The sequence below is a fragment of the Komagataeibacter melaceti genome, from assembly GCF_003403295.1.
GTDB lineage: Bacteria > Pseudomonadota > Alphaproteobacteria > Acetobacterales > Acetobacteraceae > Komagataeibacter > Komagataeibacter melaceti.
Window position 1 is genome coordinate 45840 of sequence record NZ_QUWV01000001.1, and the last position, 15274, is coordinate 61113.

The following is a 15274-nucleotide window of genomic DNA, read 5'->3' on the forward strand; positions in this document are numbered from 1 at the left end:
GCCTCGCGCTACTTACTCTGCAGGGTGAGGGCGAAAGGACAGGTTGCGGCCTGATCCGTTCCCGTGCACCTGTCCCGCGAATAGGGGCGGCCGGCTTCAAGGCAGCAGCCTTGCGTACTGCCCTGAATTACCGCGCAGGCTTCAAGCCTTCATAACGTCACAGGCTGTCGGACAGCCTGACCAGCAGGGATACGGAATTGCCCGATGCATCCGTCCCGGCACGGAAATTCATCCACTTCCCCGGCGTAAAGACCCATGTCCTGACGAAATTTACCGCAAATGGATGGGGTTTGCAGGCGCTGCCGTTATCCTGCTGGGCGCATTGCATCGCATCGGCATCGCTGGGCGGGGCATAGATATTTGCATTCATGTCCACGGTGCGGCCATGTATCTGGACCGCGCCCTCCACGCCGGTTTTCATGCTGGCGGCGACAGGACCTGTATTGTCTGCAATCGTCCCGGCCATGACAATATCGGAAAATTTGGTGGCGTTGGTCGAGCAGATCTCCGTCGAGGCCGATCCGATAACGACGCCAGCATTATCGCTGCTGTTGTTACTGACAGCATGTATCTCGACAACATAGACAGGCCCTGTCGTGCACTGGATGCCGCCGCCGTCCGTACCCGGCATTTTGGCGGACTGCTGCTCCCCCGGGGGATGGGACGCCGCTTTACCGGTCGCTGCACTCGCGGCCATGCAGGTGCCCGCGGAAAAAAATGCCGCAAGCAGGGCCACGCCCATACCGGCATGCGTAAAAGTCATATTCCGTCGGTCACTCACTCAATTACGTCCTTATCCTGGAAACAGGAAACCAGGAGATGATCCACCTCGGATACAGGTCCGGACTGATTGTTAGTCCATGGCAATATTATTTTCCATGGGTCCAGGACCAGGATGTGACTGACGGGAGGAGATAACGCACAGGACCGGCAGGGCTTGTGAGGAATGAGGGGCTAGGCTATTAGTCACCTGATTAACTGGCAGCAATGCGCTTTCACCCCTTGACAGACAGGCGGGGGCTGAACGGGAACACGATGATAAGCGATATCACCACACGCAGTCTCGACGCGAGCAACGCCTATGGGCTGACGCAGAAGGCAACGCAGTCAACCACGGACGGCACGGATGCTGCTGGCGGCGCACAGTCCTCGGATGCCGTATCCGGGTTCACCACGGCGCTGGATAACGCGGTCAAGGGTGCGATCAGCACCGGCAAGACTGCTGAAGCCCAGACTGCAGTCGGCCTGTCCGGCAAGGGAAACCTTACGGATATCGCTACCTCGGTCGAGGAAGCCAAGCTGACCCTGCAGACCGTAACGACAGTCAGGGACCGGGTGGTTCAGGCCTATCAGGACGTTATGAAGATGTCGATCTAGGGTCGCCATATGCATCATACGGTCGACATTCATGAAATCCTGCGTGAAACACTGATCGTGGCCGTAAAGATGGGAGCGCCATCCCTGCTGGCGTCTCTATGCGCGGGAATGCTGGTCTCCCTGTTTCAGGCCATGACGCAGGTCAGTGAGGCGACACTTTCCTTCGTGCCGAAATTCGTTGCCGCCATGGGCGCGCTCCTGCTGACGGGGTCGTTCATGTATTCCACCCTGCATACCTACGCACATACGATTTTTGACCAGATGGTCATGGTCGGCGGCTCATGACCGACCAGCGGATACGGCAGGCGGCTTACGTGAAATGATGGACGATCCGTCCTTTCCCGGCGGATCCATTGCCGTTCTGGCCGCCATGTTTCTGGTTGTCCTGTGCCGCGTCAGCGCCCTGATCATGACAGCCCCTGCCCTGGGGGAGACCACATCCCCCATGGTGGTCAGGGCCGGTCTCGCCCTTGCCACAACCGTCATGATCCTGCCGGTCGTGCAGGACCGTGTCATGGAGGTATCCGGGCAGGCGTTGCGCATACCGTCACTGGCGGTGGCGATTATCGCAGGCGAACTGCTGTATGGTGTCTTTATCGGAACCCTGGCCCGGCTTGTGGCTACGGCGCTTGCGATTTCCATGCAGATCATTGCCGTTTTCACCGGACTGGCCAGCGTGCTCCAGCCAGATGCCGAACTGGGCGCGGGCAGCACGGCCATCAGCCATATGGCATCATCGCTGATCCCGGTCATTTTCCTGATAACAGGCCTGTATATCCTTCCTCTGGCAGCGATTACGGGTTCGTACAACCTGTTTCCACCGGGGCATATGCCGCTGGTGGGTGACATGGCACGCAGTGTTACGGACTCCACATCGCAGACATTTGCCCTTGCCCTCCAGCTTGCAGCCCCTTTTGTCCTGATCGGAACCCTGTGGCCCGCCATGCTGGGGGTTCTGAACCGGCTTCTTCCTGCAATTCAGGTCTATTCACTGGCCATGCCGGCACAGTTGCTGGGCGGCGTACTGCTTCTGGCCATGCTGATTCAGGTCATGACCGGGTTCTGGCAGCAGCGGATGAGCGATCTGCTTGTCGGCCTGCCGGGGATAAACGCTGGCGTATCACACCATTAGGGGCAGAGACTGATGGCTGATGAAGGATCCGGCGGCGGCGAACGGAGTCAGGCCCCTACCGAAAGAAAACTGCAGACCGCGCGTGAGGAAGGCAACGTAGCCCAGTCCCGTGAACTGCCGATGCTGCTCGTGCTCGGGGCGTTTCTGATCATCTTCACCCTGACATCAGCCCAGTCAGGAACCAGATTTGTCGCGCATATGCGTGGCATCATGGGTCATTTCGACAGTATTCCGCCCGACATGACATCCATCAAGCGGGCCGCCATGCAGAGCGGGATGGAAGGGGTACTTCTTGCCGCGCCGCTCGTATGCATAAGCATTGTGGTGACCCTCATATGCGGTCTGTTGCAGACGGGCTTTCTCTGGCGGCCAGAGGCTCTTGTGCCCGATCTTACCCGCCTGTCGCCCATGCGGGGCATCAAGCGTCTTTTCAGCCTGAGCAACTTAGTGGAAACACTGAAAAGCTGCACCAAGTTCATCGTATTCGGACTGCTTCTGTACGGTGTAGCCAAGGGAACGCTGCAGGTAGCACCGGAAGCCGAACGCTGGACGATTACGCGCCTCACCAAAGAACTCACCTCGTGGTTCGCCTATGCCACGCTGGTCGTGCTGGTCGTGCAGTGCGCAATCGCTCTGCTTGATGATCTGTGGACGCGCTATAACCGAATACGCGGCCTGCGTATGAGCTTTCAGGATATCAAGGAAGAAAACCGCCAGACCGAAGGCGACCCCCTTGTCAAACGACGCCTGCAGATCATTCGCCGCAAACGCGCCCGCCGCCGCATGCTCGATGCCGTCAAGACGGCAACGGTCGTGGTGACGAACCCCACGCATTATGCCGTTGCACTCTTATATGAGACCGGTACGGAGAGCGCGCCCCAGATCATAGCCAAGGGAACGGACGACCTTGCCGCCCGTATCCGACACGCGGCCGAGGATGCGCGGGTGCCGGTCATTGCAAATCCACCCCTGGCACGCGCCCTGTATACAATCCCGCTGGATTCGGAAATTCCCCCGGAATATTTCCAGCCCGTTGCCGCCATCATAGCTTACGTGATGAAGCTCAAGACCCCCGGTTCGCGCACGCAGTTACGTTAGGCGAACAGAGCCATAGACACTCGGGAGCGCGTGTTTCTCCCGGTTACAAAGGGTAACCGGAAGGGCATATTGAAGGAAATCCTTGCATTTCATGGCGCGCATGCTAGTCAGAAACAGCATAGGCACAGGTGACGCGCTGGGGATGTTTCGGCCGCCATTCCATGCCCGTAAAAGCCATAGGCTCATGCCCACCCGCCCGGAACGGGGCTGGTTGGCAGTATCGTGCGGCCATGTCGCATGATGGAACCATGACTTTTTTCTGCCTGATGGCGGACGGGACAGACAACAGCGCGCTCGGGTCAGGGACAGCTCATGTCGATTTTTAATGCCCTTACTACGGCTGTCAGCGGAATTGACGCGCAGTCGACCGCATTTACAAATCTCAGTAACAACATCGCCAATAGCCAGACGGTGGGTTACAAGGCTGATTCCACGGCCTTTCAGGATTTTGTGGCAGACTCGTTAAACGGCAATTCCGCATCCGCCGACATTTCGGATTCCGTTTCGGCCCTGACCATCCAGCATGTTGACCAGCAGGGCACGGCCTCGGCCAGCACCGACAGCCTGGCCATGTCGATTTCCGGCAGCGGCCTCTTTGACGTGTCCAAGGAAACCGGCGCGACCACAGCCGGCTCGACCCAGTTCCAGAATGAGCAGTACTATACGCGTAACGGCGAATTCTATGAGAACAAGGAAGGCTATCTGGTCAATACCGCCGGGTATTATCTTGATGGCTACATGGTCAACAGCGAGACCGGGCAGCTCAATAACAATCTGACCCAGATCAATATCGCTAATGTCGGTTTCCGCCCCACGGAAACGACAACCCTGACCCAGACGGCCGTGGTTGGCAGCCTGCCGTCCGACAGCACGAACTACACACCGCAGACATATACGACCGCGCCCGTCACGACATATGACGCAAATGCCGAGGCCCATCAGGTCGGTCTTTCGTGGACGCAGAGCTCGAGCAACCCCCTGGTCTGGAATGTCAGCGCCTATGACGCCGGGGGAACGGGCACCATCGCGGCGAATGACTATCAGGTCACGTTCAACAGTGATGGCACACTGGCCTCTGTCATGAATGCGACGACAGGCGCCACCGTTGGCTCGACCACGACCGGCTCCGCCGTTTCGATCCCCATTTCGGCCGACTACGATGGGGTCACGCAGACCATGCAGCTTGACCTCGGCACGATTGGTGGCACAAGCGGCACCACCATGGCCGCCGCTGGCAGCAACAGCGTCAGCACAAGCCAGGTCTCTGCCCTGACGGCCGATACGACAGCCAACACCATCTCGATGGCCGCCAACACCAAGCTGGGCACGACCACGGGTTCGAACCAGTCCTATGTCACGGCACCGACCGATGTCGGAACGACGCCCGTGTCTGTCAAATGGACCCAGACATCCGCATCCCCCGCGACATGGACGGTTTCAGCGGTCAATCCTTATGACAGCTCCTCATCCTCGGGTGTCAGCTCCGACTCTTACAGCGTCGTTTTCAACTCGGACGGCACGGTCAAGTCGGTAACCGATCTGACCAATCCCAGCACAACGGTATCGGGGCTGAACAGCCTGACAGCATCCATCAATGGCACAAGCTACGCCATGGACCTCAGCGGAGCTTCCCTTTCAACAACGGCCCTGTCCACCGATACCACGTCCCTGACTTCCGACAGTGTATCGAGCGGTACGTATGAAGGCGCCGAGATTGAAAGCGACGGCTCCATCATGGCCGAGTTCGATAACGGCGATACGCAGCTTATCGGCAAGGTCGCCCTGAGCAACTTCGCCAATGTTGATGGCCTGAACGCTGTTGATGGACAGGCCTATACCGCTACCGCGAACTCTGGCAGCGCGAAAACGGGCGTTGTGGGTGAGAACGGCACGGGCACCGTATCGGTCGGGTATGTTGAATCCTCGACCACGGACCTGACCAGTGACCTGTCCTCGCTGATCGTTGCCCAGGAGGCCTATTCGGCCAATACGAAGGTGGTGACGACTGCTGACGAACTGCTCCAGACCACGATTGCCATGAAGCAGTCCTAATGATCTGACCGGTCCGCCATGGTGCGGACCGGTCTTTTCTATCTGGATAAACCGACCTTTTTCATGGCGATTACTGAAACTTCATCTCCACAGGTGTAAGATCCCGAAATCGGATTTTCCGAAGAAGCGTGGCTATAGCTGTTTAGCGGCCAGCCTGTAGCCAAAGCCGTGAACGGTCTCGATAAATGGTTCCGATTTGCCAAGAACGGCATGCAGCTTTGTGCGCATCCGGTAGATTGCCTTATCAATCGCACGAACCGTAATATCTTCATCAAGCAGCATAAGCAGGCGATCACGATGAACCGGTTTGGGCGCATTGCGGATCAGCGCATCAAGAAGCCGGAATTCATTTTCCGTAAGATGTATTTCGATATTGCTATGCAGCCATATCTTCCGCGTCGCCAGGTCAATTTTCCATCCCGCAAAATGGTAAACAAGGCTTTCCTTGCCCCGCAGGACCGCCATGTTCAGTCGCCGCGACAGATTACGGACGCGCGCGACAAGTTCACGCGGATGCAGGGGTTTTTCCAGATAATCATCCGCACCATTTTCCAGCCCGCGCAGGCGGTCGTTCATTGTGCAGCAGGATGTCGCGACAATAATCCCGGCTGATGTATCACGCCGTAATTCCGATATGACATCCAGCGCATTGCCATCGGGTAACTGTAATTCCAGCAGTATAATGTCGAATTTGCGGTACCGGATATGTCGTTTCATTTCCAGGATTGAGGTGGCAAGGTCCGTCACGCACCCCGAACCAAGCAGGACGGCGTTATACAGGTCGCGTGTTGTCTTTTCAGCTTCAACAAGCAGCACATGCGCATCCGTCCTGTCTCCCGTCATGAGTGCATTACTTTCAACCTATAGTAGTAACGGTGGATGCAGCGTCATTGAAACTACATATATCTCAAATACGGGATATATTAGGGAAACTATCAAGACAAGTGACTGCTAAAATATCAGCCATGTGTATAGCCCTCTTTTCCATTGGCATGACGTAATCTAGAGACGGATATATAGGATGGTGATATCTGTCTGCGTCAAAAACCGCAGAATATCTGGCCGATAGTTTTCCCATCAGAACAGTGCTGCGCTGCGTCGTTACCGTAATTTATCTGCGCGCAACAAACATAAATGGTACAGTAACATGTTAAATTGGTTTACTGAGCGTGCGCCTCTACGCAAAAAAATTACCGTAGTCACTGCCTGTCTCCAAGCCTACATGATCTTTCAGATCTTTGTTCAGATCATCTGCTTTGAGCTCCAGCTTTCCATTGAAAACCAGAGAATTATCACCCTTGGTGAGTTCCTCTTTGGTTCGGTCATGGTCGTGTGCATCCGGTGGGTCCTGATCAACCGTGTGGCCAAGCCGTTTGAGACCATTACGCGCCTGACCGAGCGGATCGCCGCCGGCACATTGAACGAAAACATCCCCTTCCTGAGCTGGACGGATTGCGCGGGACGACTGGCCAACGCGCTTTCGACCTTCCGTGACGCGCTTCTGCGCCAGATCGAACTCCAGAAGCAGGCAGCCGAAAGTGCGCGCAAGCAGGAACTGCTTGCCGAGCAGACACGCCAGCGCGAAATCCAGCAAAATGCCCTGATTGCCGATCTGGGGCAGGGCCTGAAAGCTCTGGCTGATGGCGACCTGACTTTCCACTTCTCGTCTCCCTTCGCCAAGGAGTTCGAGCCGCTTCGCCTGAACTTCAACGATGCGCTCATCTCCCTGTCCGACGCGATGACACGCGTTGCGTCCGCATCCTCCCTTATCCAGAATGGCGCGGTGGAAATCGCCCAGGCCTCGGATGACTTCGCGCAGAGGACGGAGCGCCAGGCCGCCGCACTGGGTCAGACAGCCGCATCCGTCAATAATGTCACGGGTGGCGTTTCCAACACGGCAACGGCAGCGCTTGAGACCAACCGTTCGGCCGATGTGGCGCATTCCTCTGTCCAGCGGTCCAGCGATGTCATGCAGAGCGCCATGGTCGCCATTGAGGAAATCGCAGCTTCTTCGGAAAAGGTCGCCGCGATTATCGGCATGATTGATGAGATCGCGTTCCAGACCAATCTCCTGTCCCTGAACGCAGGCGTGGAAGCTGCCCGTGCAGGGGAAGCAGGACGTGGCTTTGCCGTTGTCGCCAATGAAGTGCGTTCACTGGCACAGAGATCCGCTGACTCGGCCAAGCAGATCCGCGACCTGATCGGCATTTCCAAGCGTCACGTGACGGACGGTGTGAAGCTGGTTGAACAGACCAATAAAGAGCTCAGGACCGTCGTATCCCAGGTGGAATCCATCAGCGGCCATGTCTCCAAGATCGCAACCGTAGCGCGGGAGCAGGCAGCCAGCCTGAAGGAAATCAATACCACCGTCTCCCATATCGACACCACCACGCAGCAGAACGCGGCCATGGTTGAGGAGACCGCTGCGGCGGCGCATAACCTCAAAAGCCAGGCATCGAACCTGATGATGGTGGTCAGTCATTTCCACATGAGGGGCATCCCCGGGAAATCAAAGACCATAGCGGCACCTTCCGCCCCCCAGAAGAAGCTCTCATCTGGAGCCAAAGTGCCTGAAACCCTGAACGGATGGGCGGCTGATTTTTAATGCTTGCTTTCAATATGCTACATGGTGACCAGCAACAGGCGTTGCAGGTACTGACCTTTATGGTGAATGGGGAGTCCTATGCGCTCCCCATTCTCTACGTCATGGAAATCCGTATCTGGACAGGAGGGAGCCCGCTTCCGTCCGCTCCGGCCTACCTCAAGGGGGTCATGAACCTTCGGGGAGCGATGATCCCTGTCATTGATATGCATGTCATTTTCGCTACCGAGAAAAAGCATAAGACGGAAGACGAGAGTGGCAACGTCCCTGCGGCAGTGATTATTGTCGAACTAGGTGGCGAGCCTGCCGGCCTTCTTGTTGATAAAGTGCAAGATATTGTCACGCTGACCGCTGATGACATCAAACAGATCCCCACAGCAGCGGGACAGGAAACCCATAAGATCCTGAGCGGTCTGATAACGATCAAGGACCGGATTATCGGGCATCTTGATCTTGATGCATTCAGCAAATGGATTGAGTTGCCTAACCTGAACGGTTCTGAATCGGCCCCTGTAAAAGTGACCAATGGTTAATATCTGGATATCTGGTTTTGGGGTGTGAAAGACATCCCAATCAGATCGATTTCTCTTACTACATCCGCATTTTATTATAAGTCCTGAAACTATGGGAAACCATGTTTCAGGGCACGATGCCCGGCAGCGCATCTATTGAAGAACCTACAGAATTATGGACGTTTTCGCTTTGGAATATGAGGAAGCGAATAGTCCCGCCATTTAACGCGAAAGCGCCTCATCGCCTGCGCATATGCTTTCCCGTCCCCTCACTGGTAGAAAAGTACCAAGAATGAGGCCGATACACGTGGAATGAGCGGAGCACCTCCCACTTCGGGACACAATACACGCTTTTTGCGCTGTAGCTCGCAATCGTAACATGAGGCAAAGTGCATATAGATCCCGAAAGAATAGGAGCCTGAACATGATTCCTATCCTTCTCAATTCCCTCACACGCGATAACTGTGATTATCGCGTGTTATAGAAAGTATGTGAGAAGGCGCATTCCGTATCCATCGCGTTGCCACATTGCGACTGGATAACTTGGAGGGACATGCATCCTGTAAGGCTATAGACATCACCGATTTCCATGCAGGATCATCGCACATCAGCGTGACGCGGATTACCGCCATCCATCGAGCTACAGTCTATATAGAGACGTGACGGGATCACCGTCCTGGATGACGGCAGCGCGATGTGGCGAAAGCCCCTGTCAGGCCTGCCTACGGATTGGGTGCAAACTGACGCACTTTAATAATATTTACCGTCTGGACAGTCATCACCTGCAGTCCGATATTCCCACTGTTGGTAACCGCAGCAAATCAGGCGGGTCCTCAAACAGCCAGACTCAACGCGACATCCGTGCCTTGTCTTCCGGGGGGGTATCCTTCATCTGGATATACGGACCTTTGCCCACGTTAATCCCGTAGCTATCCGTAAAATCACGGCTGAAGTTTTCACGAACCTCATACCGTGGGCGGCCATTATAATCTATGCCGTCTATATAGGTTGTATGCCCGATTGTGGTGGAGAATTCCTGATATGTCTGTCCGCTGTCCGGCCGTATGCCGTTAATAACGGCTTCATGCCCAAAACGGGAAATATCTACATGCATGCCGCTTTCCGGGTCATCACATGTCTGGAAACTGGCCGGGCCAAGGCAGCGGGCTGAACACACCAACGGAAACAGCAGGAAGGTTCCGGTTATCAATACCGGCAAGCAGCCCCTTACAGTTTTCAGCATCCTGCATGCCTCCAGTTGGATTTCAGACATATTTCAGAGATATTTTTTAAGAATAGCCCATTGCGGCGCGGTTTTGCCGTTATCAATTTCCAGACCATAGGGATAGGAAGGACCAAAGTCTTTTCCCGTTCCCCAGTAATAAAATGGAAGGCTGTTATTATAACAAAACCGGATGGTCTTTTCCAGAGCTACCAGCCAACCCGTATCATCCTGCCCGTCGGGGCGATCCTGGCGTCCCACGCCACACTCACCAATATTCCCGTTCAGTCCATGATCACGCAGCCATTCCACAAAGGGCGTAATGCGTTTTATGCCGACATCTGCGGTTAATGCACTACCAGACACCATATCCCCGGCCGCAACTTCTTCATCCCAGTAATAATGGGTACCGGAATTATCGCGGTCGAGATAACAATGGGCCGAAAATACCAGACGCTGCAGCGGATCGTGTAACAGATGCAGCATCGGATTATTGGTTGGCCATGCCGCCGCGCTGGAAGATCCATATCCCTCCACCCAGACAGGCCGCTTGTCACCTGCCTGCCTGATCGCGGTAATGGCAGCCTGTGCAGCATCCTGCCAGATATGGCTTTGCTCCGCTATGGATGGGCCGGGCAGATTTGTCGGCTCTCCCATAAGATCCAGTCCTGAGATATTGGGCATATCTCCAAACACATGAATGAATTTCTTCCAGAAATCGGCAAACAGGTCTGCCGTCAGGTTTCCATCTCCCAGACGGAGATCCTGTCCCTGCGACCGATAATGACCATAATTATGGCATGGATCACAGATTACGTTTATTTTTAATGCTCTACACTGTTCAATAACAGACCTGTATATATGACAGTAATCCGCATCCAGTTCCCCTCCCAGTTGTGGCTGGAAATGTTCCCACAATCCGGGAAGGCGGATGTGCCTTATCCCCTGTGCCGCGTAATAGTGAAGCATTTCCTCTGTCGGGATACCGGGCGGGGTGTCCTCCAGCCCGGAACAATTGATTCCGCAGATAAAAACGGAAGTATTTTTCCGGTTGCCCCATGCTCTCCGATTATAGGGAAGAGCCGCCAATGCAGCCCCGGAAAGACCTGACAATAACAGCCTGCGGGTCAAATCCATTTTATATTTCTTCCATGCCGGGGAGATAGATTTCAACCGATACGACCATCATGGACTGTCTGCCTTTTCCTCTGTCACATCCTAACCCAGAAACAAAACCGCGGATTTCAGCACTTTGTATACCATTCGCATTTTCCGCTCATGTCGCACATATGCTGCGGCACGCAGGTCTCCCGACCTGCGGGGGGATAAATACTCGCAGGGGATGATGCCGTATCAAGGGGGGAAACAGGGGGCAACTCCATTGGCTCCGGCGGGATGACATCATAATGGTGAACGCATATGGGAACATGCCGACAGGGACCATCCGTACAGTTCCATGCCCATCGGCATTTCTCTTCATCAGCGTAAAGGGGGGAACTCCACAATAGCAGGAGCAGGCCAAACGCCCCACCTAATACATTGATTTGTTTTATGAAAACACGCTCCGCCAACCGGTGCCTCTTTCGGGTTCCTGTTTCGTACGATACCATGCCACTATTATCTGTCCAGCTTTCCCGGCCACGCGGCATAATGCATCATATGCCGTATCCTTTCACTGTTATGATGGTCCATGCGCTTCTTCATTTCCCTGCTTGAACAGGCCATGGGCGCCCTGCTCACATTTGCAGTCAACATATGGATGGCGCGGGACGGCCACCCCGAGGCCTATGGCGTATATGCCTTCTGGCTGACCATTGCGTGGATGGCAGGCACCGCCCAGTCAACGCTTGTGACCTCCCACCTCATGAGCCTGCCCCATGTGGACCTGACGCAGCGCAGAAGGCCCGAACAGTTTTTCCTGACCGTACAGCTTATCTTCATCATTGGCCTGACCTGCCTTACGGAAATTTTTTCTCAGGGCATGGCGTTTTCCGGCAGCATCTTCACTGCCGAGGGCGCGGTCCTGTTCGTGCCCGGCTTTCTCCTGTTCCAGTATGCCAGGGCTCTGGCCTTTTCACGTCAGCGGACCGTCATGGCGGCCAGCATTACCGGCTGTGCCCTGCTCCTGTGTATTGTGATGATCGGGTTCTATCATTTCAGTGGCCGACTGCCGGCCGCAAATGATGGGCTGCTCATTTCCGGTATGGCTTATGGGATAAGCGCGCTGATCTTTGTAATTGCGCTCATGAAGAAGCATTGCCTGCCCATGGGATGGCGCGCAATGAAGCCTTACCTGCATTATCTGCACAGTTCAGGCTGGATATTTCTAGGTGCGGCCTCATCCGAACTGACCAACCGGCTGTTCAGTTTCGCCACCGCCTGGCATTATGGCGCCAGTAGCCTTGCCGTGCTGAGCGCTACACAGATTGCCCTTCGCCCCGCGTGGATGATCAGTGCGGCATGGACCTCGATCGCCCAGCCCCGCATGGCCCATATGTGGGCGGAAAGCCGATACCGGCAGTTCTGGAAATTTCTTGCTGTGGGAACATTGATCCCTGTAACCGGCAGCCTTGTCTGGAGTGCCCTGGTATTCGTCAACTGGGACTTTTTAAGGCGGCTTCTGTACCACGACAATTATGCCAACACAGCGGAACTGATCCTATTATGGGGCGGGAATGTCATTCTTGGCAGTATCCTGGGGGGCTGGAATTGCGCGCTTCTGGCTACCAGACGCTTCCGTACCCTGGCCTATACGGACATTCTCGGTGCATTCGCTACCTGTGTAGCCATGGTGATCGTTATCAGGTTCCTGCCTTATCCATTCGTGATTACTGGCACCATGATGGGACAGATTACGCAGGTCATTGCACTGGGTGTAGTTCTTTATGGCATGCTCAGGACGACATCCCGGGCGTGACCTACTCTGGCCATATTCCGGCAGTGTCAGGCCCGTACCCCGGCCCCGCTAGCACGGGGCTCAGGAATGAAATCCAGAGAGCCGACACCAAACTTACCCAATGCCTTGCATATCTGCAGGTAATCCGCCGGGCGCCTGCGGAATAACCACAGCGCCCCATATACGACCAACTGGGCAAGGGCCACACCGTATATCCCCATGCGAGCCGTCATGGAATTATGGCCTATGGCCAGTCTTGCCATGGCAGAGTGCCGGGAGCTGCGTTGTACGCGTTTGCACATATATGCAAATGTCATGCGACCCGCTTCGTTAAACTCCCATACGCGCGCATTGGCGCACCATACAAACCGGCGTTTTTCATGCGCAAGCGTAAGCAGGAGCAGGGTATCTTCACCGCCACAACGGCCCAGTTTTTCATCAAACGGTGCCTCCCCGACCAGGCATGTGGCACGACGCATCATCGAATTACCGGTGCCCAGACCACGCGGCTGGGGCGGAAACCAGCGGAGTGGATAAATTCCCTCATCCTGCTTCATATGGAAATCAGTCGTATAGAAACGCCCATCTGCATCCCAGTCAGGCGCGCTTCCCCCTGCAAAAACAGGATATTTTGGCCCAAAACTGGCGTCGGCTCCCGTTCGTTCCAGACAGGAGAAATGCGCGACCAGCCAGTCAGGCTCCGGCGCTTCATCATCATCCACAAAGGCGATGAATGCTCCTTCTGCCGCGGCTACGCCACAGTTGCGGGCATGGGCGATATTGCGTACGCCAGCGGGAATATGGCGCAGGCAGACGGGGCTATCGGCCTGCAGGCGGGCCACGACATCCCGTGCCAGGCGGTCCGGATGATTATCCGCCACCACAATTTCCCATCCCAGCCCTTCGGGTACGCCGGTCTGGCCGATACAGGCATGCAGGGTTCGTTCCAGAAGGTCCATGCGATCATAACATGGAACGACAATGCTGACCGTGACCGGGCATTCCCGCGTAGCAACCGCCGAGGAATTATGCACAAATGCCGTCCTTATTCTGGCTGTATAACCGGCTGGCAGTAGAGCATATTTTTTCTGACCGTTACAGTAGGGGCATGCGGCATGGCTGAGCAGGCTGATTCCATTCTGGGTAGAAATATCCAGCAGACCGACTGGGTCAGTCGCCTTTCCACCATCCTTCTGTGCTGCATGATGCTCTTTTCAATCGTGAGCGTGCCGGATTTCAACCGCACCGGCACGGTTGCGGCCGGAACGGACCACGTCAATCCGATCAACCGGTTTGTATGGCTTGGACTGCTGAGCATGGCCCTTCCGCTCATCCGGGCGCGCTGGGTGCAGGTGCTGCGGTTGATGAAGGCATCATGGCTGCTGATAGGGCTTTTCCTTTATTTTACGTGCAGCACGACATGGGCGCTCGACCCGGCAATATCCACCCGTCGCGTCATGTTCGCGTGGATCGAGATCATTCTTGCGGTCACGCTCACATGCACCATGCGGGACAGGAAATATCTCCTGAAATACATTTTCATTTCCTGCATGGTGGCCGCCATAGCGGATCTGATCGTATGGATACTCATGCCGGGCTATGCCATGACCAGCGAGGGGCTGGCAGGGGTGCAGAGCCAGAAGAACGTGACCGGCCTGATCATGATGTATGGCCTGCTGGCTGGCGGTCCGCTTCTCCTCTATCGCCCCCCGAAACGGGAGCGCTACCGGATCATCGCGGGGATAGTGCTGCTGTTCCTGCTGCTTCTGGCCAGCCGTTCCAAGACCTGTCTGGGCATTATCCTGGTCACGCCCGTTACGCTCCTGCTGTTCATCAAACTGACACACAGCCGCATGTCGTTGTCCGTGGCCATTATCGTGTCACTTCTGGCCATCTTCACCTGCACGATATTTGGATATTTCCTGTGGTGTGAGGCCGAGAACATATCGCCCTTCGCCCTTTTCCAGGACATGACCTTTACCAGCCGAACCGACCTGTGGTCCTTCATGCTGGAGGAAATCCAGAAACGTCCGCTGTTCGGGGCCGGTTTCTATTCGTTCTGGTCAATTGACCCTTCGGTCCAGCCCAGCCTCAAGACATCCATGTGGTTCGGCAGCGAGGCGCATATCAACGAAGCCCATGATGGCTATCTGGACCTGCTCGCCACGGGCGGCGCGATAGGCTTTGTCTGGGGCATGGCGGTTATCGTCCGCACATTCGTGCTGGCGATTGATGCGCTTGCCAGAACCAGTCGCCCCAACCCGGCCACACCGACAGTCATGAGCTATCCCTTGGCGGAGCTGTCACGTTAACTGTAGTATGGTAGAGAGGAGTGATGAGCAAAGAGGTTGTGAGCTACAAAAGACATCGTTTTCCACGCGAA

14 protein-coding genes are annotated in these 15274 nt (G+C 55.6%); 9 read left to right on the forward strand and 5 right to left on the reverse strand.

Annotated elements, in window-relative coordinates; translation table 11 throughout:
- Positions 1-157: 157 nt before the first annotated feature.
- Positions 158-631, reverse strand: coding sequence for a hypothetical protein (locus DY926_RS00245; RefSeq protein WP_148707718.1), 474 nt, complete (start codon positions 629-631; stop codon positions 158-160).
- 404 nt (positions 632-1035) lie between these two features.
- On the opposite strand from DY926_RS00245, the gene DY926_RS00250 reads away from it, so the two are divergent.
- The 5 genes from DY926_RS00250 to DY926_RS00270 all read left to right on the forward strand — a co-directional run bounded on the left by DY926_RS00250 (position 1036) and on the right by DY926_RS00270 (position 5659).
- The gene (locus DY926_RS00250; RefSeq protein ID WP_116701551.1) at positions 1036-1377 is read left to right on the forward strand and encodes a flagellar hook-basal body complex protein FliE; all 342 of its coding nucleotides are present in this window, start codon (positions 1036-1038) and stop codon (positions 1375-1377) included.
- 9 nt (positions 1378-1386) lie between these two features.
- Positions 1387-1662: a flagellar biosynthetic protein FliQ gene (locus tag DY926_RS00255; protein WP_116701533.1), complete on the forward strand. Its 276-nt coding sequence runs from the start codon at positions 1387-1389 to the stop codon at positions 1660-1662.
- A 34-nt stretch (positions 1663-1696) separates the two neighbouring features.
- On the forward strand, positions 1697-2509 hold the full coding sequence (locus tag DY926_RS00260; RefSeq protein WP_186336023.1) for a flagellar biosynthetic protein FliR: 813 nt from the start codon (positions 1697-1699) through the stop codon (positions 2507-2509).
- A gap of 12 nt (positions 2510-2521) precedes the next feature.
- Positions 2522-3607 carry an EscU/YscU/HrcU family type III secretion system export apparatus switch protein gene (locus DY926_RS00265; RefSeq protein ID WP_116701534.1) on the forward strand — a complete coding sequence of 362 codons (1086 nt, stop codon included), beginning with the start codon at positions 2522-2524 and terminating at the stop codon, positions 3605-3607.
- Positions 3608-3919: 312 nt separating this feature from the next.
- Positions 3920-5659, forward strand: coding sequence for a flagellar hook-basal body complex protein (locus DY926_RS00270; RefSeq protein ID WP_116701535.1), 1740 nt, complete (start codon positions 3920-3922; stop codon positions 5657-5659).
- Between the two features lie 132 nt (positions 5660-5791).
- Here the strand turns inward: DY926_RS00270 and DY926_RS00275 are convergent, their stop codons facing one another.
- Positions 5792-6502: a response regulator transcription factor gene (locus DY926_RS00275; RefSeq protein WP_116701536.1), complete on the reverse strand. Its 711-nt coding sequence runs from the start codon at positions 6500-6502 to the stop codon at positions 5792-5794.
- 379 nt (positions 6503-6881) lie between these two features.
- Here DY926_RS00275 and DY926_RS00280 point away from each other — a divergent pair, with 379 nt between their 5' ends.
- Positions 6882-8264 carry a methyl-accepting chemotaxis protein gene (locus DY926_RS00280; protein ID WP_158551891.1) on the forward strand — a complete coding sequence of 461 codons (1383 nt, stop codon included), beginning with the start codon at positions 6882-6884 and terminating at the stop codon, positions 8262-8264.
- Positions 8264-8794, forward strand: a complete 531-nt coding sequence (locus DY926_RS00285) for a chemotaxis protein CheW (protein WP_116701538.1) — start codon at positions 8264-8266, stop codon at positions 8792-8794. The genes DY926_RS00280 and DY926_RS00285 overlap by 1 nt, the downstream gene beginning before the upstream one ends.
- 826 nt (positions 8795-9620) lie before the next feature.
- Here DY926_RS00285 and DY926_RS00290 read toward each other — a convergent pair.
- Both DY926_RS00290 and DY926_RS00295 read right to left on the reverse strand, forming a co-directional pair.
- Positions 9621-9887, reverse strand: coding sequence for a hypothetical protein (locus tag DY926_RS00290; protein WP_148707719.1), 267 nt, complete (start codon positions 9885-9887; stop codon positions 9621-9623).
- A gap of 162 nt (positions 9888-10049) precedes the next feature.
- Positions 10050-11168: a glycoside hydrolase family 5 protein gene (locus tag DY926_RS00295; RefSeq protein ID WP_148707720.1), complete on the reverse strand. Its 1119-nt coding sequence runs from the start codon at positions 11166-11168 to the stop codon at positions 10050-10052.
- A gap of 517 nt (positions 11169-11685) precedes the next feature.
- Between DY926_RS00295 and DY926_RS00300 the strand changes: the two genes are divergently transcribed.
- Entirely contained in the window at positions 11686-12912 is a 1227-nt protein-coding gene (locus DY926_RS00300) for a lipopolysaccharide biosynthesis protein (RefSeq protein WP_116701541.1), read from the forward strand.
- 26 nt (positions 12913-12938) lie between these two features.
- Here the strand turns inward: DY926_RS00300 and DY926_RS00305 are convergent, their stop codons facing one another.
- On the reverse strand, positions 12939-13925 hold the full coding sequence (locus DY926_RS00305) for a glycosyltransferase family A protein (protein WP_116701542.1): 987 nt from the start codon (positions 13923-13925) through the stop codon (positions 12939-12941).
- 81 nt (positions 13926-14006) lie between these two features.
- Here DY926_RS00305 and DY926_RS00310 point away from each other — a divergent pair, with 81 nt between their 5' ends.
- Positions 14007-15203: an O-antigen ligase family protein gene (locus DY926_RS00310; RefSeq protein WP_116701543.1), complete on the forward strand. Its 1197-nt coding sequence runs from the start codon at positions 14007-14009 to the stop codon at positions 15201-15203.
- The last annotated feature ends 71 nt before the right edge of the window (positions 15204-15274 follow it).